Annotated in this window: 12 protein-coding genes and 4 pseudogenes; 11 read left to right on the top strand and 5 right to left on the bottom strand. The window is 61.3% G+C overall.

Translation table 11 applies throughout. The features are described 5' to 3' along the window. Window positions 1–2 precede the first annotated feature (2 nt). The 4 genes from NK8_RS41965 to NK8_RS41950 are packed head-to-tail and all read right to left on the bottom strand — an operon-like array spanning window position 3 to window position 3,806. Entirely contained in the window at window positions 3–1,253 is a 1,251-nt protein-coding gene (locus NK8_RS41965; protein WP_062257227.1) for an acyl-CoA dehydrogenase family protein, read from the bottom strand. Window positions 1,254–1,277: 24 nt separating this feature from the next. Then, on the bottom strand, window positions 1,278–2,042 hold the full coding sequence (locus NK8_RS41960) for an SDR family oxidoreductase (RefSeq protein ID WP_062257229.1): 765 nt from the start codon (window positions 2,040–2,042) through the stop codon (window positions 1,278–1,280). Window positions 2,043–2,078: 36 nt separating this feature from the next. Next, window positions 2,079–3,107, bottom strand: a complete 1,029-nt coding sequence (locus NK8_RS41955; protein WP_062257231.1) for a phosphotransferase family protein — start codon at window positions 3,105–3,107, stop codon at window positions 2,079–2,081. Between the two features lie 24 nt (window positions 3,108–3,131). Next, window positions 3,132–3,806 carry a histidine phosphatase family protein gene (locus NK8_RS41950; RefSeq protein ID WP_062257233.1) on the bottom strand — a complete coding sequence of 225 codons (675 nt, stop codon included), beginning with the start codon at window positions 3,804–3,806 and terminating at the stop codon, window positions 3,132–3,134. A 471-nt stretch (window positions 3,807–4,277) separates the two neighbouring features. Here NK8_RS41950 and NK8_RS41945 point away from each other — a divergent pair, with 471 nt between their 5' ends. From NK8_RS41945 to NK8_RS41925, 5 genes and pseudogenes are all read left to right on the top strand, one after another. After that, on the top strand, window positions 4,278–5,282 hold the full coding sequence (locus tag NK8_RS41945) for an AraC family transcriptional regulator (protein ID WP_213233886.1): 1,005 nt from the start codon (window positions 4,278–4,280) through the stop codon (window positions 5,280–5,282). A 172-nt stretch (window positions 5,283–5,454) separates the two neighbouring features. After that, window positions 5,455–7,259: pseudogene (locus NK8_RS43960) on the top strand (acyl-CoA dehydrogenase). Window positions 7,260–7,365: 106 nt separating this feature from the next. After that, window positions 7,366–9,012, top strand: a pseudogene (locus tag NK8_RS41935) (electron transfer flavoprotein-ubiquinone oxidoreductase). Between the two features lie 39 nt (window positions 9,013–9,051). Beyond that, window positions 9,052–10,247, top strand: a pseudogene (gene bktB, locus NK8_RS41930) (beta-ketothiolase BktB). 19 nt (window positions 10,248–10,266) lie between these two features. Beyond that, window positions 10,267–11,121 (top strand): 3-hydroxybutyryl-CoA dehydrogenase, encoded by an 855-nt coding sequence (locus NK8_RS41925; protein ID WP_062253021.1) that lies wholly within the window; start codon window positions 10,267–10,269, stop codon window positions 11,119–11,121. A 402-nt stretch (window positions 11,122–11,523) separates the two neighbouring features. Here the strand turns inward: NK8_RS41925 and NK8_RS41920 are convergent, their stop codons facing one another. After that, the gene (locus NK8_RS41920; protein ID WP_225936613.1) at window positions 11,524–12,942 is read right to left on the bottom strand and encodes a TetR/AcrR family transcriptional regulator; all 1,419 of its coding nucleotides are present in this window, start codon (window positions 12,940–12,942) and stop codon (window positions 11,524–11,526) included. Window positions 12,943–13,587: 645 nt separating this feature from the next. Here NK8_RS41920 and NK8_RS41915 point away from each other — a divergent pair. From NK8_RS41915 to NK8_RS41890, 6 genes and pseudogenes are all read left to right on the top strand, one after another. Beyond that, window positions 13,588–13,779, top strand: a complete 192-nt coding sequence (locus NK8_RS41915) for a hypothetical protein (protein WP_029672590.1) — start codon at window positions 13,588–13,590, stop codon at window positions 13,777–13,779. Between the two features lie 220 nt (window positions 13,780–13,999). Further along, a complete protein-coding gene (locus tag NK8_RS41910; RefSeq protein WP_029672591.1) occupies window positions 14,000–14,833 on the top strand; it encodes a phytanoyl-CoA dioxygenase family protein in 834 nt (277 codons plus the stop codon). Between the two features lie 20 nt (window positions 14,834–14,853). Beyond that, complete coding sequence (locus NK8_RS41905; protein ID WP_062253027.1) at window positions 14,854–15,267, top strand: RidA family protein; 414 nt, start codon at window positions 14,854–14,856, stop codon at window positions 15,265–15,267. An 80-nt stretch (window positions 15,268–15,347) separates the two neighbouring features. After that, entirely contained in the window at window positions 15,348–16,709 is a 1,362-nt protein-coding gene (locus NK8_RS41900) for a DUF1329 domain-containing protein (RefSeq protein WP_062253029.1), read from the top strand. A 76-nt stretch (window positions 16,710–16,785) separates the two neighbouring features. After that, a pseudogene (locus tag NK8_RS41895) lies at window positions 16,786–18,614 on the top strand (DUF1302 domain-containing protein). A gap of 45 nt (window positions 18,615–18,659) precedes the next feature. Continuing rightward, window positions 18,660–21,020 carry an RND family transporter gene (locus NK8_RS41890; protein ID WP_062253032.1) on the top strand — a complete coding sequence of 787 codons (2,361 nt, stop codon included), beginning with the start codon at window positions 18,660–18,662 and terminating at the stop codon, window positions 21,018–21,020. The last annotated feature ends 6 nt before the right edge of the window (window positions 21,021–21,026 follow it).

Raw genomic sequence — 21,026 nt, 5'->3', positions numbered from 1 at the left:
GCTCAGTCACGCGGCGGTGCGTTCAGATAGGCCGCCATTGCGCCGATCCGTTCCTTGCCTTGCGCCAGTTCCATTTTCGCGATCGCCTGGAGATGCACTTCGTCGGGACCGTCTGCGTAACGCAATGCGCGTCCCCACGTCCAGTGATCGGCGAGCGGCGTATCGGGGCTTACGCCCATCGCGCCGAATACCTGCATCGCACGGTCGCACACGGCCGTATGCACTTGCGGAATCAGCGCCTTGATCATCGAGATTTCCTTGCGTGCCGCTTTTGCGTCGACCTCGTCGAGAAGCCACGCGGTCTTGAGCACGAGCAAGCGGGCCTGATCGATCTCGATGCGCGATTTCGCGATCCATTCGCCGATCGTGCCATGCTGCTGCAGATACTTGCCGAACGTCTTGCGCTCCTGAGCACGCTCGATCATCAGTTCGAGCGCGAGCTCAGCCGCGCCGATCGAGCGCATGCAGTGGTGAATGCGCCCCGGTCCGAGCCGCGCCTGCGCGAGCGCGAAGCCGCTGCCTTCTTCGCCGAGCAGGTTCGACGCGGGCACGCGCACATTCGTGAACGTGATCTCGCAATGTCCTTCGGGCGAGATGTGATTCATGACCGGAATATTGCGCACGATCGTCACGCCGGGTGTGCCCGCCGGCACGAGGATCATGCTCTGCTGACGATGGCTTTCTGCATCCGGATCGGTCTTGCCCATCACGATGAACAGCTTGCAGTTCGGATGTGCCGCGTTCGTGATGAACCATTTGCGGCCATTGATCACGTAGTCGTCGCCATCGCGGCGAATGGAGGTCGTGATGTTGGTCGCGTCGGAGGAGGGCACGTCCGGCTCGGTCATCGCGAACGCGGAACGGATCTGGCCATCGAGCAGAGGCACGAGCCATGTTTCGCGCTGCGCGGGCGTCGCGAACATGTGCAGCAGTTCCATGTTGCCGGTATCGGGCGCATTGCAGTTGAAGACCTCGGATGCCCACGAAACGCGGCCCATGATCTCCGCGAGCGGCGCATATTCGAGGTTCGTGAGACGCGTGCCTGGCTCGCCCTCCTTCAGGTGCGGCAGGAAGAGATTCCACAGACCCTCTGCCTTGGCCATGGCTTTGAGATCTTCCATGAACGAGACTGGAAAGTGACCCGCGTGGACCTCGTCGTGCCATTGACGTTGCCGCGGCACGATATGCTGGTCCATGAACATGCGCACGCGGCGCATGAGGTCTTCAACTGTCGGGCTATGAGCGAAAAACATGATGGGTTCCTTTTGCGCGGTTCGCTAGATCGTCAGGCCGCCATCGACGACGATGCATTCGCCGTTCGTATAGCTCGCCGCGTCGGATACGAGGTAGAGCACGGTGCCGGCCATTTCGTCGGGTTCGCCGTGACGGCGGAGCGGGATCGAGTTGATCCAGCGCTCGTAGATAGTCTTGTCCTCGAACAGCGCGCCGGCGAACTTCGTTTTGGTGAGGCCTGGCAGAATCGCATTCACGCGGATGCCGAGCGGACCGCACTCTTTCGCGAACGCCTTGGTCATATTGACGACGGCCGCCTTGGTGATCGAGTAGATGCCCTGCTGATCGCCCGGCTGAAGCGCGTTGACCGAAGCCGTGTTGACGATCGCGCCGCGGCCCTGTTCCTTCATCATCTTGCCGGCTTCGACCGACATGAAGAAGTATCCGCGCAGGTTCACATCGACGGTCTTGTTGTAGGCGGCAAGGTCCGTATCGAGGATATGGCCGAAGTACGGATTGGCCGCGGCGTTGTTGACGAGTATGTCGAGACGACCGTGCTTCTCGCGAATGTGATTGAACATGACCGCGATATCTTCCAGGCGGCCGACGTGGCACGCGAATGCTTCAGCACTCGCACCCGACGCGCGAATGCGCGCGGCGACTGATTCGCAATCTTCCAGCTTGCGACTCGATACGATGACGTGTGCGCCTTGTTCGGCCAGCAGCACGGCGATGGCCTCGCCGATGCCGCGGCTCGCGCCTGTCACGAGAGCGATGCGTCCCGAGAGGTCAAAGAGTTTCGTAGTCAATGTCGTTCCTTTTGACAGGTTGAGAAAGTGTGCCGTCTACGCGAGCAGTTCTTCGGCGAGCCGTGCTAGCGGTTCGACCATGCGGCCCACCTCGTGTGCATCTGCGCTTGACGCGTTGCCTTGCAACGCGCGTGCTTTGACGCCCTGCGCGATCGATGCAAGACGGAAGAAGCTAAACGCGAGGCAGAAGTTCCAGTTGCCAATGTCGCTGAGCCCACGCAACGCGCAGTACTGCGCGAGGATGTCCTCCTCCTCGGGGATGGCGAGGGCATCGCGATCCTGGCCGCGCAGCCCGGTGATATGCCCTCTCGATGGCAGGCGCAGGCACATGCAGAAGTAGGCGAGGTCGGCGAGCGGATTGCCGAGGGTCGAGAGCTCCCAATCGAGTACGGCACGCACGCGCGGCGCATCGTCGGCGAAGATGAGGTTGTCGATGCGGAAATCGCCGTGCACGAGCGCCGGGCGTGGAGAATGGGTCGGGCAATGGGCCGGCAGCCAGTCAATGAGCGCCTCCATCGGCGCTATCCGCTCGGTTTCGGCGGCGCGGTACTGCTTCGTCCAGAGTTCGACCTGTCGCTGAAAGTAGTTTCCCGCTCGGCCATAGTCGCCAAGGCCGACGCTTTCCGGATCGACTTCATGGAGTGCCGCGAGCGTCGAGACGATTGATGCGTAATAGTCGCGCCGCGCATCGCGATCAATTTCGGGCAGGGCGGGGTTCCAGAAGATGCGTCCCGGCTCGTAGCTCATAACATAGAACAGGCTACCGATGATCTCGCGGTCTTGACACAGATGCCAGGCGCGCGCGACGGGAACCGGGGTTTGTGCAAGCGCACTCAGCACGCGGAATTCGCGATCGACTGCGTGAGCGGATTTGAGCAATGTCCCGGGCGGCTGGCGGCGCAGGACATAGCGGCTGCCTTGTGCGTCGAGCAGCCAGGTCGGGTTGGACTGGCCGCCCGCGAACTTCGTCGCGTGCACCGGCCCGCGAAAGCCCGGGAGATGCTGCTCCAGATAAGGCGTGAGCCGGTCAATGTCGAGAGACTGGCTAGATCGTTCGCTGGTCATATCATTCGATGCTTGACGGGTAGATTAACCGTAGGTTTGAAACGCGTGACGTTGTGGATCGTCGAGATGGGCGATGCCGTTGAAGCTCGATAGATGAATCGTTTCGTGGTTGAAGAAGCAATGCGTGACGCTGCTGTTGCGGATCTGCATGTTGAGCTCGATTGCCATCGCAGTAGGCGCTTGCAGGATCTGCTGCATGAACGCGCCGATCACGCCACCGGAAGTGACCACCAAAACGCGTCGTGCGTCGCTCTGCTGAATGGCAGTGCGCGCAACCGCTACGCGCTGCTGAAACGCTCGCCACGTCTCGGGCACACGATCATCCAGTGCACCTTCGCACCAGAGGTGCAGGACCGCCCGCAATGCCTTGAAGAACTCGCGCGGACTGCGTTTCGCGGACTCGACGAGCCTGAGATCTTCATCGCGCAGAGCGCGAAAGAGCGCGTGAAAATCGTATTCATCGAGTCCGGGATGAATCTCCCATTCGACATTTATACCCGGTGTGGCCAGGCGAATCGCATCGAGCGTCTGAGCGTGACGCAGCAGCGAGCCTGTCACCACCCGGTCGAATTTGAGACCATTGAGCGCGAAGTGCTCGCCGAGCCAGATGCTCTGCCGCTTGCCGGTGTCCGAAAGACAATCGTAGTTTTGGCTGCCCAGTGACGCCTGTCCGTGCCGTACCAAAAAGAGTTCTGCCATTGCTTCTTCCGCGATCCGAGTCGGTCAAGCAAGCTTAGGGGCGACACTGGTATTGACGAACTTTATTTCTTGAATGAGGGGGTATTCGTAGCGGTGATGGCGCTTGCGAATACCAGGACAACCTCCCTCGAGGCGAAGCGGGGAATCGCTTCAATGAAGCGTAAATGAAGGGGCGTCTCTGAGGGCGTCGTCCCGAGCCGGTGTGGCACACGACTTGAGACGAGTGGTCTGTCGAGGGGGATATATCAGCACGAAGATACCTGGCAGTAGGCCGGTTGTTGATGCGCGATGCCATACTGCCCTTTAAACGTGCTCGAAGACGGCTGATTGAGATACGTTACACGCTGCTGCAGCCGGCGCTCGCGCATGCTCGACAGCGTTGGAACCACGACGCGTCTCGATCTGCCCTCCCGGCTTACCGGACGCCTTGCGAGTTACGTGCTCGATTCAGGTGTATGCCACGACCAAGTCATGAAGCGATTTTCTGCCACGGTTCCGATATCTGTCGTCAACGGTTTCCTTTCCGGCGCCGACCGGGCCGCGGTCGCGCGTCTCGCCGAGCATTCCGGCATTCCTCACGACCTGCTCGGCATGCCCGCCGCGCGCGTCACGCAGGAGCAGTTCTCGACGCTCTACCGCCTGCTCGCCATGGAACTCGATGACGAGATGCCGGGGATCTTCGCGCGTCCGCTGCGCAACGGCACGCTCAAGTTCCTGTGCCTGAGCCTTCTCGATGCGCCGCGTCTCGAAGTGGCGCTGCATCGTTTCGGCCAGTTCTTTCATCTGGTCCTCGATGAATTCCAGCTCGTGTCGCGCCGGGAAGGCGCTTACGCGATCGTCGAATTCGTCGCGAATCCGAAGGGCCCGAAGGCAAGCGCGCTTGCGCGGGAGCTCGTGCTGAAGCTCGTGCATGGCGTCGCGTCGTGGCTCATACGCCAGAAGATTCCGCTCGCCGAAGCGGCATTCGAGTTTCTGCGGCCGGCGCAGCCCGGCGACCTGCTGTATCTGTTTCCGGGACCGGTGCGTTTCGGGTGCGATCGCACGCTGATCGCGTTCGATGCCGCCTATCTCGATCGTCCCATCCGGCAGCGAAAGTCGGATCTCGACGCATTCCTTCAGCGTGCGCCGGAGGACTGGATTTTCGTGTCGTTCACCGACGAGATGGTGTGTCACCAGGTGCGCCAGTGCATCGCCGCGGGCTTGCCGAAGACGCCAACCGTCGACGCCGTCGCGCAGCAGCTGCACTACTCGGTGCGGACGCTGTGCAGGCGTCTCGACGCGGAGGGAACGTCCTTCCAGGCGATCAAGGACGAAGTGCGGCGCGACATCGCCATTCAGCGTCTCACCCGTTCGGACGATGCGATCGCGGCGATCGCCTTCGATGTCGGATTCGACAATTCGACCGCGTTCCATCGCGCATTCCGCCACTGGACCGGCAGCACGCCGGCCGCCTACAGACAGAAGAAAGCCGACTGAGCTGCGACCGCAAATCGGCTGGCGTCGATTTTATGTTTGGCAGATTTTGTCAATAAAAGGGCAGTTTCAGATAACGGGGAAATGCAGACCCGTTGATACCATGCGCGGCAACACATCCGTATTTGTTGCCATATGGCCTGCCAGTTGACCGGCCATGCACCTGGAGTCGGCGATGACTTATGCAGCCCCCGTCAAGGACATGATGTTCGTACTCGAAGAGCTGGCAGATATTGCAAGCGTCAGCCAGCTCAGCGGTCTCGGCGATTCGAATGCCGACACCGCGCAAGCCGTTCTCGACGAAGGGGCGAAGCTTGCCGCGGAAGTCATCGCGCCACTGAACGCGCAGGGCGACCAGCGCCCGAGCACGTGGTACGACGGCGAGGTCGCGGCGACGGCCGGTTTCGGTGATGCCTACCGCCAATTCATTGAGGGCGGCTGGCAAGGCATCAGCCATCCGGTGGAATTCGGCGGTCAGGGGCTCGCTAAGCTGGTCGCGTCGCCGTGCATCGAGATGCTCAACGCTTCCAACCTTTCCTTCGCGCTGTGCCCGCTGCTCACCGACGGCGCCATCGAGGCATTGCTGACCGCGGGCTCGGCGGAGTTGAAGGCGCGCTTTCTGCCGAAGCTGGTCGAGGGCGCGTGGACCGGCACGATGAATCTGACCGAGCCGCAGGCGGGCTCCGATCTGTCGCTCGTGCGTTCGCGCGCCGAGCCGCAGGGCGGCGGCACCTACAAGGTGTCCGGCACCAAGATCTTCATCACCTGGGGCGAGCACGACATGGCCGAGAACATCGTCCATCTCGTGCTGGCTCGCACGCCGGATGCGCCAGAAGGGGTAAAGGGCATCTCGCTGTTCCTCGTGCCCAAATTCCTGCTGAACGACGACGGCAGCCTCGGCGCGCGCAATGACGTCCACTGCGTGTCCATCGAGCACAAGCTCGGGATCAAGGCGAGTCCGACGGCCGTGCTCCAGTACGGCGACAATGGCGGCGCAACCGGCTATCTCGTGGGCGAGGAGAATCGCGGTCTCGAGTACATGTTCATCATGATGAACGCGGCGCGCTTCGGCGTCGGTCTGCAGGGCATCGCGCTGTCCGACGCGGCTTATCAGAAGGCCGCCGCGTATGCGAAGGAGCGGATTCAGAGCCGCCCGTCGACGGTTCGGACGCGGGCTCGGTCGCGATCATCCGCCACCCCGATGTGCGCCGGATGCTCGGCCTCATGCGCGCGCTGACCGAAGGCGCGCGTGCGCTCGCCTATATCGCGGCCGCGCACGCGGATTTCGCGCATCACGACGAGGACGCGGCGAGCCGCGCAAGGCATCAGGCGATCAACGAATATCTCGTGCCGATCGTGAAAGGCTGGAGCACCGAAATGGCCATCGACGTGACGAGCCTTGGCGTTCAGGGTGCATGGCGGGATGGGCTTCATCGAGGAGACGGGCGCGGCCCAGTTCTATCGCGACGCGCGGATCCTGTCGATCTATGAAGGCACGACGGCGATTCAGGCCAACGATCTCGTCGGCCGCAAGACGCTTCGCGACGGCGGCGCGGCGGCGCATGCGCTGCTCGAGGAAATCGACGCGACGCTCGAAGCGTTGCGATCGACCGATGCCGCCGATGCCGCGCGCGTTTTCGAGGCGATGCACCGCCGTCTTTCCGATGGACGCGAGGCGCTCGCGAACGTTCGTCGCCTACGTGCTCGAATCGGGCAAGCGCGACCCGAACGCGGTGTTCGCCGGCAGCGTGCCGTATCTGAAGCTCGCGGGCATCGTGCTGTCGGGCTGGCAGATGGCGCGTGCGCTGCTCGCGGCACAACGCAAGCGGGCCGAAGACCTGCAGTTCTACGGCGCGAAGATCGCGACCGCGCACTGCTTCTCCGAATACGTGCTGACGCGGGGCCCGCGGACTCGAAACCGCCATCGTCAGCGCGCACGGCGACGATCCGCTGTTCGCATTGAACGAAGCGCAATTCTGACGCGTACGCGTGTCCTGAGCCTGAGAGAAGGAGGCGGTATGACGTTGGACAACGCCGCACGGAGGCGTCGACGAACTGGATCGAGCAATACGGTCCGCGTGAATCGATGGAGTACGACGTGGTGATCGTCGGCGGCGGGCCCGCCGGACTGTCCGCCGCGATTCGCCTGAAGCAGCGCGCGGCGGAGCAGGGCGCCGAGATCAGCGTGTGCGTGCTCGAAAAGGGCTCGGAAATCGGCGCGCATATTCTGTCGGGCGCGGTCATGGACCCGCGTGCGCTCGACGAGCTCATTCCCGACTGGAAAGCGCAAGGCGCGCCGCTCGATGTCGCCGTGACCGAGGACCGCTTTCTGTTCCTGTCGGAAGCAGGCGCGCGGGCCGTGCCGAACTGGGCGCTGCCGGAGAACTTCAGGAATCACGGCAACTACGTGATCAGCCTCTGCGAACCTGACGCGCTGGCTGGGGTCAGCAGGCCGAAGCACTGGGCGTCGAGATCTTCGCGAGCTTCGCCGCCGCCGAAGTGCTCTATCACGATGACGGCTCGGTCAAGGGCCGTCGCGACGGGCAACGTGGGCGTCGGCCGCGACGGACAGCCGACCGAGGCGTTTCAGCTCGGCATGGAGCTGTCACGCGAAGTACACGCTGTTCGTGCGAAGGCGCGCGCGGTCATCTCGCGCGGCAGCTGTCGGCGCGCTTCGGCCTGCGCGAGGGCGTCGATCCACAGGTGTACGGCATCGGCATCAAGGAGTTGTGGGAGATCGATCCGGCGCAGCACAAGCCCGGGCTCGTCATTCACACGGCCGGCTGGCCGCTCCAGACGACACTTATGGCGGCTCGTTCCTCTATCACCTCGACAATCATCAGGTGATGGTCGGCTTCGTCGTCGGCCTCGGATATACGAACCCGTATCTCTCGCCATTCGAGGAATTTCAGCGCTACAAGACGCACCCGGCGGATCCGCACGTTCCTCGAAGCGGCAAGCGCGTGTCGTACGGCGCGCGCGCCGATCGCGGCGGGCGGGTTGATGAGCTTGCCGAAGCTGGTGTTTCCGGGCGGCGCGCTCGTCGGGTGACCGATGCGGGCTTTCTCAACGCGTCGCGCATCAAGGCTCGCACGCGGCGCTCAAGACCGGCATGCTCGCCGCCGATGCGCATTCGACCGCCTTGCAGGCCGGGCGGAATCGGACGAGCTGGAGGCCTATCCGGAGTCGTTCCGGCGCTCCCTGGCTGCACACGGAACTGCACCGCGCGCGCAACTTCAAGCAATGGATGGGCAAGGGCCTCTACCTCGGCACGCTGATGGTGGGATCGAGCAGAAGCTGCCTGGCGGGCAAGGTGCCCGTGGACGCTGCATCACCGGCACGCGGATCACGAGACGCTCAAGCCTGCCGCGCAGTGCACGCCGATCGATCTATCCGAAGCCGGACGGCAAGCTGACGTACGACCGGCTGTCTTCCGTGTTCATTTCGAACACCAATCACGAAAGAGAACCAGCCGCGCATCTGACGCTGAAAGACGGGAACGTGCCCATCGACGTCAATCTGCGCACCTATGCGGGCCCGGAAGCGCGCTTCTGTCCGGCGGGGCGTGTACGAGTTCGTCAGAGACGAGACGGACGGCAAGGACGAAGACCGGCTGCAGATCAATGCGCAGAATTGCGTGCACTGCAAGACCTGCGACATCAAGGACCCGACGCAGAACATCGTATGGGTGACGCCGGAAGGCGGCGGCGGGCCGAACTATCCGAACATGTAATCGCGCGGCGCGCACGCGCAAACGAACCGGAGCGAATCAATGAGCGAAGCAAAACGTGAAGTAGTCGTGGTGAGCGGCGTGCGAACCGCGATCGGCGATTTCGGCGGCAGTCTGAAGGATTTCGCGCCGACCGAACTGGGCGCGATGACCGTGCGCGAAGTGCTCCAGCGCGCGAACGTCACGGGCGATGAAGTGAGCCACGTCGTGTTCGGCCACGTGGTGCATACGGAGCCGAAGGACATGTATCTCGCGCGTGTCGCGGCGATCAACGGCGGCGTCGCGCAGCACGTGCCGGCGCTGACGGTGAACCGCCTGTGCGGCTCAGGCCTGCAGGCGATCGTCTCGGCCGCGCAGACCATTCTGCTGGGCGATGCGGACGTCGTCATCGGCGGCGGCGCCGAATCCATGAGCCGCGCGCTGTACGCGTTGCCGGGCGCGCGCTTCGGCCAGCGCATGGGCGACGGGAAGCTCGTCGACATGATGCTCGGCGCGCTGCACGACCCGTTCCAGACGATTCATATGGGCGTGACGGCGGAGAACGTCGCGCGCAAATACGGCATTGCCCGCGATGCGCAGGACGCGCTCGCGCTCGAATCGCATCGCCGTGCGAGCGTGCGATCGCGGAAGGACGCTTCCGCGACCAGATCCTGCCGGTCACGCTGCGCACGAAAAAGGGCGAAGCGGTCTTCGACACCGACGAGCACGTGCGCCTCGATGCGAGCGCCAGGGACTTCGAAACCCTGAAGCCGGTGTTCGTCAAGGAGAACGGCACGGTGACGGCCGGCAACGCCTCGGGCATCAACGACGCGGCGGCGGCCGTGCTCCTGATGGAGCGCGGCGAAGCCGAGCGGCGCGGCGCGCGGCCGCTCGCACGGCTCGTGTCCTACGCGCATGCGGGTGTCGATCCGGCCTATATGGGCATCGGCCCCGTGCCGGCGACGCGCAAGGCGCTCGAACGCGCGGGTCTCGACGTGGCGCAACTCGATGTGATCGAAGCCAACGAGGCCTTCGCCGCACAGGCCTGCGCGGTCACGCAAGAGCTGGGACTGGATCCGAGCAAGGTCAATCCGAACGGCTCGGGCATTTCGCTTGGCCATCCGGTCGGCGCGACGGGCGCGCTCATCACCGTCAAGGCGCTGTATGAACTGAAGCGCACCGGTGGCCGGTACGCGCTCGTCACGATGTGCATCGGCGGCGGTCAGGGGATCGCGGCGATCTTCGAAAATCTTCAGTGATCGAATCGAGGGACATTCCATGAATATCGAAACGATCGGCGTCGTGGGCGCGGGTACGATGGGCAGCGGCATCGCGCAGGCGGCGGCCGTCGCGGGGCTCGACGTCGTGATGATCGACGTCAGCGAAGCGGCGCTCGGCAAGGGCAGTGCGGCAGTCCGGGCGAGCCTTGCGCGGCTCGTCTCCAACGGCAAGCTCGACGCGGCGGCGCAGGATGCCGCGCTCGGGCGCATCGCGACGTCGACCGACTATGCGCGCCTTGCTTCGGCCGATATCGTCATCGAAGCGGCGACCGAGAACGTCGAACTGAAAGGGCGCATTCTCGGGCAGATCGAAGCGGCGGCGCGGACGGATGCGATCATCGCGACGAATACATCGTCTATCTCGATCACCGCGCTCGCGGCGCCGCTCGCCGACCCGTCGCGCTTCGTCGGCATGCACTTCTTCAATCCCGTGCCGATGATGCCGCTCGTCGAGATCATTCGTGGCCTGCAGACGAGCGACCGGACGGCGGCGGCCGTGCGCACGCTCACCGAGCGCATCGACAAGTCGCCGATCGGCGTGCGCAATTCGCCGGGCTTCGTCGTCAACCGCATTCTCGTACCGATGATCAACGAGGCGTTCTTCGTGCTGCACGAGGGTGTGGCGAGCGCGGCGGAAATCGACGAGGGCATGAAGCTCGGCGCGAATCATCCGATCGGTCCGCTCGCGCTCGCCGATCTCATCGGGCTCGATGTGTGCCTGTCCGTGATGGACGTCTTCGTGAAGGACTTCGGCGATCCGAAGTACCGCGCGTGCAGCTTGTTGCGCGAACTCGTCGCGGCCGGACGCCTCGGGCGCAAGTCAGGACGTGGGGTGTATGACTACACCGTGTAGTGGCTTGTCGGGAAGGCTCCCTCGTCGATGCGATCTGCCATAGTTCGCTTCGGCCATGAAACGCGATCGGCGTGCGGCAGTTGCTTGGGCATACCGCCGTGGATAGGTTCTCGCCGAAAAAGCGCGACCGAACTCGGCATTCAGGCTAAGTAAGTCCCACTCGTAGACAACTGAGCGGAAGGCGCATGCTGCGGGCCTGGTGCAGGCAGATGAGCGACCGAGCGAGCAGGCCATGGCCCGCTCGCTCAAATCGTGCTGCTTCGCGGTCGCGAAAGTGACGCGTTCGTTAGGCCGCAACTGCTACTGATTTCTCGCAGTCAAGTGCCCACATTTAGCATATCCGGCGTCGCACTTCAAAGTTGATCGCCCCATGTCGCGTTCTGGCCGCGCAAGGTTCTCGCCTCACGTCACTCCCTTTTTGCCGACATTCCCATACGCCACGCGAATTGTCATGGCGCTCATCAGTTCAAAAACGCGATTGATATCTGGCGCCTGTTTCTGTGTTCCGAACATTAACATCGCCGCGCCTTCCATCTGAGCGGCGATCAGCGTCGCGCGGGCCAGGCAGTCGCGCGCGGTTGCGGAGGCGTCCATCTCGCGTACTAGTCCGACATAGATCGCCCGATAGGCAGAGTAAAGACTTCTCACGAGTTCACGCGTACCGTCCGAGTGCTGAGCCAGAGCAAATATTTCAAACGAGAACCGGGCTACCCTTGGGTCAACGGCTTCCTCAAATGCATCTTCTACAATTTCACACAGACGTTCGAGCGCAGGTTTGCCGCTCGGCTTCCCCATTTCCTTATAGCGTTCCAGATAAACCCTCAGTAACGCGTCGATTGTCGAGCTGAGCAGTTCGTCATGCGTGGGGAAGTAATTTTGAAGCGCGGACGGCAGGATGCCGAGTTCCCTCGCCACTCGCGCCTGCGTAAACTGTGCATATCCTTCCGTCGCCAGTAGGTTGGCCGCGCAAGATATGATCTCGTTAATCTTCAACTCTCGACGCTTTCCTTGGACCGTCGGCCGGTAATAGAGACTGTCTCGTCGTGCTTGTCCAACGCTCAGATTGAATAGTCTCCCTTGAACCCGCGCGCCGAGTTCGGCACTTTGCTTGATCCCCCGTTGGCGGCCGCGTACACCGTCATCAGGAACATCGCCCTTCAAGGCCTCTGGGGGCAACTCGACAAGCGATTTGACGGAGCGCTTTGTCAAGCGTACGAATTCCGCGTAGTCCTTCTCCCCATCGCCCACATAGCGATTGAAGATCATCATGCCAGTCGTCTGTGCAAGGAGGACTGTTGCACGAACCAGGCAATCTCCTTTAGCGAGCGCAGGCTGGATCTCCGAAAACAACCTCGCGAAGAGGTCCCGGCACTGCGCATGAAATTCATCGGCGAGCTCTGCAGCATAGATCGCGTGCTGGGAGAATGCGAACATTTCAAACAGGAACTGAGGGAGGTCGGTCTCGTGGATATCCAGAATCATCCGCTCGACCAACGCGGAACAACGCTGCGCCGCGTCGATATCTTGCCGGTGCGCGATCTTCATGTAGTCGTCAAGTTTCCGCTGTACATAAGCTTGCAGCGCTGTGCGTAACAGCTCCTCTTTCACCGGAAAGTAGTACTGAAGATTTCCCAGGGTGATTCCCACGCGGCCCGCCACCCCGCGTGTCGCAAACCCGGCGTACCCATCCTCCCGAAACGTCTGCTGCGCGGCGAGGATGATTTGCGCGATGCGTAGTTCACGGTTTCGTCCTGTGGCCGATCCCGACCCGTTGCTCGGCCCACCGGAATCAACGAAATTTTTTTTTGCCTTCTCTTGCACGCTGCGGCTCCGTAAAAACTGCCTCGGTCGATCCCGATTATAGGTCAGATCAAGGCAAGATAACATAATCGTAAGGTCGTGGCAGCACCTCTTCCGGATGAACGGTCGCCGCCTGTCGACATACCGAAAAACGCCGAGGAAGCGAAGGCTCCGTGTCAAATGACACGTATGTTCTGCCTGCAGATGCGGCTCCCGAGAGCTAAACCCACCCGAATCAGTGTTTTCCCTCGCCATCGCCAGACTTGATTGTAGGTCAATCAACATCTATTATTAGGTCACGAATACGTAAAAGATAGGTCGTTAAACCGTATTAACATTTATCCGCAGTTGTTTGGGGGCTGACAAGAAGGAGCAGGCAATGAGCAACGACGTGGTTTCCTTGCGCGACATGATCGAGAAGTGGCTGGCCCCGACCACAGCCTCACCGATCCGGTTGACCCGGCTTTCGTGCGCTTCACGCAGGCCCATTCGGTGCGTGCGCGCGGAGTCATTTCTGTCGTCAGGCCCTCTGGCGATTCTTTTCTTCCAGCACGGTGATGGATCGTGGCGAGTGTTCCCTCCGGGTCCCCATCGACCTACGTTGGGTGCTTCGCTGTCGGCAGACTAGGGACTGCGGGTTTTTCTTCGTTTCGAAGGGGAAACGTGATGGATATCGAAAGGCTTGCGAATGATTCGGGCATGCTGGTCGTGCTCGATGGCCGGATCGGCCGCGTGGAGTACAAGAGCGTGTACGGGTCTTTCCAGGCCCTTCAGCGCTTTGCCGACAACTTGCTCCAGTCGATCTCGAGCGAAACTTCCGACGACCGCGCTGATCATCCGCTTCATCGTGATTATTGACGGTCAGCGTTAAAAAACGCGGGTCCGTCGTGGTCGTCGGCGGACGGCCCAATTCTCGACATTTTCGAGGCAAATCAGATGAACGACAGGGAATACCCTGTCTTTTGATTTCAGTTTTTCTTTGTCATGATGACCTATGATTACCACAGTTTTCTAGTACGGGCATCGTCCGGCGCGCGCTCGCGCTTGGACCGTCGACTGAAGAGCCGGGAGAACATTGATGGATGAATTCGGGCATAGGGCTTTCGCCGAAGATGGCGCGATCCTGATAAAAGGCCTCCTCAACAGAGAGCAACTGGCCCTCTGTCGGCACGTCTTCGATTGGGGTATCGAGAATCCGGGACCAATGGCCACGACACTGTTCGATGGCACCGCGCAGAAATCGCACAACGACAACGCCAATCCCTACGCGAAGGCGCGCCTGGATGATTTGGTCGGCAGGCTACCGCTTGGCGAACTGTTCGCCGATCTCTGGGGATCGAAGCACGTTTGGTATTTCGCCGAAGAGTTGTTTCTCAAGGCTGGTGGCACAAGCGGACGCTCGCCTTGGCATCAGGACACTTCCTACCTGCCATGGGAGGGCAAGCACTTTGGCAATGCCTGGATCAGCTTCGAGGCTGTTCCCCGGCAGAATGCGCTCGAGATCGTGAAGGGCTCGCATCGCGGCACGCGTCATGACGGCACCACTTTTCAGAATGCGGACGATCCCACTGACCCTTTGCATGGCGGGGATGTTTGGCCGCGCCTGCCAAATATCGAAGCGGAGCGCCGCAGCAACCCGGCTGCGTACGACATCATTTCGTGGGAGACGGAGCCCGGCGATGTTCTGCTCCTGCATCCGGGCGTGCTCCATGGCGGCGGAGCGGTGGACGCGGCATTTCCGACTCGCCACACACTTGTGCTGCGCTTCTTCGGCGACGACGCGGTTTTCAGTCCGCTGCCGCAACCGAGCGTGTCGGGGTTCACGTCGGCCGGAGTTCTATTCCTCGAAGAACTTGCCGCGTTGAAAGACGGCGATCCGTTTCGCGCACCCTGTTTCCGTCAACTCGTCTGACCACACCGACCATCACCACCATGACAAAGTCCACTTCGCGGCAATCGATTATCCCGCCGCCGTTTCAGGCGTTCTACGACACTTTTCATTTTTCACCCGCAACCCGAGTCGGCGACACCATTTGGGTTTCTGGTCAGGTCGGCATCGGCCCGGATATGCAAGCCGGCGAGGACATGCAGGCGCAGGCACGCATCGCCTTCGAGTCCCTGAAGGTCGTGCTTGAAACGGCGGGGGCGAGTCTGGCCGACGTCGTGGAGTTGACCACCTTTCACACGGACCTGCGAGGGGAAATGGAGGCCTTTTCGACGGTCAAGGACGCGTACTTCCCGACACGCTATCCCTCGTGGACGGCCGTTGGCGTGACCCAACTGGCGCTACCGGAGTTGTGCATCGAGATCAGAGCGGTAGCAGTGGCAAGCTGCGGCGAGAGCTGAGTGCTTTGCTCTACAACGCCAGCTCCGACGTTTCCGCGATATGTACTACTAATTATGATGAGATCAGAAGGAGAATTGCGGTGAGAAAGCACACTATTGGAACATTGTCGGCCATCGCCGCGGCGCTCTTGCTTGCGGGCGGAGCGGCCGTTGCTGAGGAACTTACGCCGGTAGGCGCCGAACGCGCGGCCAGCAAGGACGGATTGGTGCCGGCGTTTGCCGGGAGGCAAGCCACGCCGGCAGGTTGGGAGTGGGGCAAGATGCGCGGCGACTTCTGGAAACACCGGGACGAGAAGCCGCTCTATTCGATCGACACGGCAAACGTCGACAAGTACGCGGACAAGCTCTCCCCGGGCGAGATCCAGTTGATCAAACAGCAAAAGGGTTATCGGATGGACGTCTATCCGTCCCACCGCGAATGTCAGTTGCCGGAATTCGCCGAGCAAAATTCCACGGCCAATCTCACCACCGCGAAACTGGCTTCGAATGGCGAGACAGTACAAGCGGCGACCCTCCCCGGAGTGGCATTTCCGCAGCCAAAGAGTGGCGCCGAAGCGATCCTCAACTATGAGACACGGTACCGCGGCGAGGGAGTGGAGTGGTCCCCGGTTGTCACGGCGATTTCCCCGCGTCCCGGCAGCAGTGACTGGATCGACGCAGTGGGTCCCCAAACCTTTTATTTTCCAGCGGGCAAGGAAGGCAAGACGTCGCCGCAGGACGTCGATCAGTTCAATCTGGGTGCCTATTTCTCCGTCAACTCACCCGCGGCATTAGCTGGACAGGCCTTCGTACAGCGCCAGTTCTTCGATAAGGATTCCGAGACCTACTACTATTTTCCGGGTCAGCGCCGTGTGAGACGCATGCCCGCTTATACGCACGATGCGCCGTTGATCGGCTTCGAAAACCAGTACCTAATCGATGAATCGAACATGTTCAACGGGTCCATCGACCGTTTCAACTGGAAGCTGGTGGGCAAGCGCGAAATGATCGTCCCGTACAACGACTTCGGCATGTACAGCTTCAAGACGAAGCTGCACGACGTTGCGACTCCCGAAGGGATCGCAGCTGATCACCGTCGCTATGAGGTCCACCGTGTCTGGGTCGTCGAGGCCACGCTCAAGCCTACGGCACGCCACGTCGCATCGAAGAAAGTCTTCTATCTGGATGAAGACAGCTGGCTCGCGCTGGTCGGCGAAGACTACGACGCGCAGGGCAAGCTCTGGAAGGTACGCGAAAGCTACCCCATCCCAGTGTGGGAGTTGGGCGGGGCCTGCGACAACGAGCCCTTCGTGCAATACGACCTGATCAACGGACGCTACGTGCTGGATGCATCGTCCATCGGGCAGGGCAAGGACATTCGCTGGTACGAGCATGTCGACAATCCTCGCTTCAAGGTGGACTTCTACACCGCGGAATCGTTGCGTTCGGCGAGCGAGCGCTGACATCCGACGTCGGCACAAAGGACCCGGCGCACGTCACACGCGTGCGCCGGCAGGGAGAGGGACGGTGGGGCAGACCATGACAACGAAGATAATCGGCAGGTATGTTGCGGTATCGCTGGCCATATTCGGCACGGCAGCATCAAGTGCGTACGGTTACGACTTCACGACCGGGATCAACGATCTCACAGGCTCGTGGGTGACCAACCTGACGGCGGGTGCGGGGATCCGGACCAAGAATCCGAGTTGCTCTCTCACTGGCGACCCCAATTCCGCGGGTTGCGGAGCGGGGGCCAACACCAATCAATGGGGTTTCGGCGATAACGGCGATCTGAATTACCGCAAGGGGCAGGCATACAGCGCCTACGCCAGCGCGACGAGCGAGTTGCTGATGAAGATGCCGAGCGAAGGGCTCAAGTTCATGATCCGGGGCACGGGCATGTACGACTTCCTCGCGAAAGATACGGCAAGAACGCCATTGTCGAGCACCGCGTCGGCGCAGGTCGTCTACGATGCGCAACTGCTCGATCTGTGGGCCGAGAAGGATTTCACCATTGCCGGGAATGCCGCGCACGTGCGGCTCGGCAACCAGGTGATCAACTGGGGCGAGAGCATGTACGCGATGGGCGGGATCAACGCGACGAACTCGCTCGACATCCAGAAGCTGCTCGTGCCGGGTTCGCAACTCAAGCAGGCGCTCCTTCCTGCACCGATGGTGAGCTTCGCCGCCGATCTTTCACATGGTTTCAGCACTGAGGAATACTACCAGTTTCAGTGGAACGGAAACCGCTACCCGCCAGTCGGATCGTACTGGTCGACAACGAACAGCCTCGGGCGTGGCACGCAGCCGCTCACCATCAGCACGAACAACTTGAATGTAGCCGGTCCAAGTGCGGGCACGATCGCCGGACCGAACAGTGGCAACCAGAATGTCCTCGACGGAATTAACACGGGCCTCGTGAACGGCACGTATGCTGGCCCCCCTTTCAACGATATCGGGCTCCCGGTTTCATGGCAGTCGCCATCGAAGTACAAACCACAGTTCGGTTTCAAGCTTAACTTTTCACCGCGCTCCTTCGGTGCGAACTTCGCGTTTTACTACGTCAACTACACGGACAAGTCGCCGGTGCTTTCATCGTTGGCCAATGGGACCGAGCAGTGGTCGTATCTTCAGAACCGCCAGCTCTTCGGCTTGAGCGCGAATTTCGGGCTGGGGGACTGGGCTATTGGCACCGAGCTGTCATATCGGCCACATGACGCCGTGGCGCTGTCGAGCTGCTATGGCGCGGGCGGCCCACCCGACCTGAACACGAACGGCGTGGCGGGCGTCAATTGTCAGCAGTGGGCCGACATGAAGCGGTTCCAGTTCGACATCAACGGCATCCTGGCCCTGACGCGCAGCGAGTATCCGTTTCTCAAGTTGATCGGTGCGGATTCCGCGACGTTGACTGCAGAGCTGACCTGGGTCTACTACCCGGGTCTTAGCTCGCAGGGCGTCACCCGTACGGTCGACGGACAAGTGGTTACGCAGGTGCCGCAGGCGGGCTATTTTCCCTGGCTGAACAACACCTCGAATCTTGGCTATCCGATCGGGATGGCGCAGGGCACATCGAGCTCAGTAGGCGCGACCATCGACTTCAACTGGACCTACGACGGCACACTGATCCGCGGCTGGCAGGTGACGCCAGGCGTCACGTTCGCCACCGGACTCTACGGCTATACGCCGACGCTCAGCGCGAACTACCTGCAGGGCGCGAAGTCGCTGAACCTTTATGTGCTTTTCAACCAGAACCCGGCCACGTGGCAGGCGGGCATCAACTACACGTTGTTCTGGGGCGGACACAACACCGGGGTCAGCCATATGCAGACCGCAACTTTGTAGGGATGTTCGTGACACGGAACTTCTGATGGCTCGATGCCGTGGGTCGTTGAATCAACTTAGGGATCAAAGCTGTGCTAAATCGCCTGGTTAAAACGTTGGAAAGATTGTGCTTCGGACACCGAGCAGCGGTGCTTGTGACGGTCGGGGTATTTACGGTCGCCATGGCCGTGTTCGCCGTGCAACTGCGCATGGACGCGGGGTTCGAGAAGCAGATGCCGATCGGTCACGAGTACATCCGGACGTTCCAGAAATATCGCTCCGACCTGCTCGGTGCGAACCGGATAACCTTCGTCGTACGATCTCGCCACGGCTCCATCTGGACGAAGGAAGGGCTCACCCGTCTATATAGAGTGACTCAGGCGGTGACGTATCTGCCGAACGTGGATCGGATCGGCGTGCAGTCGCTCTGGACGCCGAACGCATACGTGAACGAGATCACTGATGAAGGTTTTCGCGCCGAGCCGATCATCTCAGGCACCATCACGCCTGAGCAACTGACGCCCGAGCTTGTCACCGCGATTCGGCATGCGACCACCCAGGGCGGCTACGTCGGAACGCTTGTTTCGCATAACGAAGACAGCGCCATGATCACGGCCGAGCTCAACGAGCGCGACCGTAACGGCAAGGTGCTCGACTATGTCAAGTTCAATCACCTGCTCGAGGCGCAGATCCGCAAGCCGTTCGAGGACGCAGGCTATGAGATCCAGATCATCGGCTTCGCGAAACAAATTGGCGATATCGCCGATGGCGCCACGGCCGTGCTCGGTTTCTGCGGCATCGCACTACTGTTGACTGCGCTCGCGGTCTACTGGTACTGCCATTCGATTCGCTTCACGGTGCTGCTGATCGCATGTTCCCTCACGTCACTGGTCTGGCAGTTCGGGACGCTTAAGCTACTGGGATTCGGCCTCGATCCGCTCGCCGTGCTGGTGCCTTTCCTGGTTTTCGCGATTGGCGTGTCGCACGGCGTGCAGCAGGTCAACTTCATCGTGCGTGAGATCGCGCATGGCAACAGTTCGTTTGATGCGGCGCGCCATAGCTTCAGCGGTTTGCTGATTCCGGGTGTGCTGGCCCTCGTCACCGCATTCGTGTCTTTCATCACGCTGCTGTTGATTCCGATTCCCATGGTGCGCGAGCTGGCTATTACTGCGTCGCTCGGCGTCGGCTACAAAATCGTGACGAACCTCGTATTGCTGCCCGTCGCCGCTTCGTGCTTTCACTTCACAAAGAGCTATGCGGACAGCGCACTCAAACGCAGCGAGCGGCGCTCGTCATGGTTGCGTGGACTCGCCCGCATCGCCCAGCCGCGCTATGCAGGCGTGACCGTGGCGCTGACGCTCGTGGTTTTCGCTCTCTCTGCCTGGCAAAGCCGCGACCGCGTGATCGGTACGCTTCAGCCGGGTGCGCCCGAACTGCGTGCGGATGCGCGCTTCAACCAAGATGCGACGTCGATCGCGGCGAACTACGACATTGGCCTCGATTGGCTCACGCTCGCAATCGAGTCGGGAGGCAAGGCATGCGACAACCCTGCTGTCGGACTCTACGAAGACGATCTGACGAGCACGCTGCGTGACGAGCCCGGCGTGGTGTCAGTGCAGTCATACGCCGGGATGCTGCGCCGCTACAACCAGGGCTATAACGAAGACTATCCGAAGATGAACGTTGTGCCGATCGACCCCGAAAACTACGGAGCGGTTTCGGTGGATGCTGGCCGAGTGAAGGGCTTCATGAAGGCCAATTGTGGCATGACAGCGGTTCATCTTTTTCTCACCGATCACAAGGCCACGACGATTAGCCGAATCCTGGACGACGTGAAGCAATACCGCGCATCGCACGTATTTCCGGGTATCAATGTACGGCTTGCGGCGGGAAACGCGGGCGTGCTAGCGGCCATCAACGAAGAGGTGGAGAAGAGCGAGTTGCCGATGATGCTCTATGTCTACGCTGCCATCCTGATTTTGGTGTTCCTCGCCTACCGTGACTGGCGTGCAATGCTGGCGTGCTGCTTGCCGCTCACGGTCGCAACTTTCATTGGTTATTGGTTCATGAAGGAGTTGCAAATCGGGCTGACGGTGGCGACGCTTCCGGTCATGGTACTGGCCGTAGGTATTGGCGTGGACTATGCGTTCTATATCTACAACCGCTTGCAGGTGCATCTAGCGGGTGGCCAGAACATTGTGAAGGCGGTGCAGCACGCGATGCTCGAGGTCGGCGTAGCGACGATCTTCACGGCGATCACATTGGCCATCGGTGTGGCGACGTGGAGCTTCTCAGCACTGAAATTTCAGGCGGACATGGGCAAGCTGCTGGCGTTCATGTTCCTTGTGAACCTGCTGATGGCGATGACCGCGCTGCCGGCGTTGGCGTCGGTCCTGGAGCGCTGGTTTCCGCGCCGCAAGCCGGCGCGCGCGCCGGGGCTTTTCAGCCACTGACTGGAG

This window comes from Caballeronia sp. NK8, from assembly GCF_018408855.1.
Classification (GTDB): Bacteria; Pseudomonadota; Gammaproteobacteria; order Burkholderiales; family Burkholderiaceae; genus Caballeronia.
This window is presented reverse-complemented; position numbering and strand designations above follow the sequence as displayed.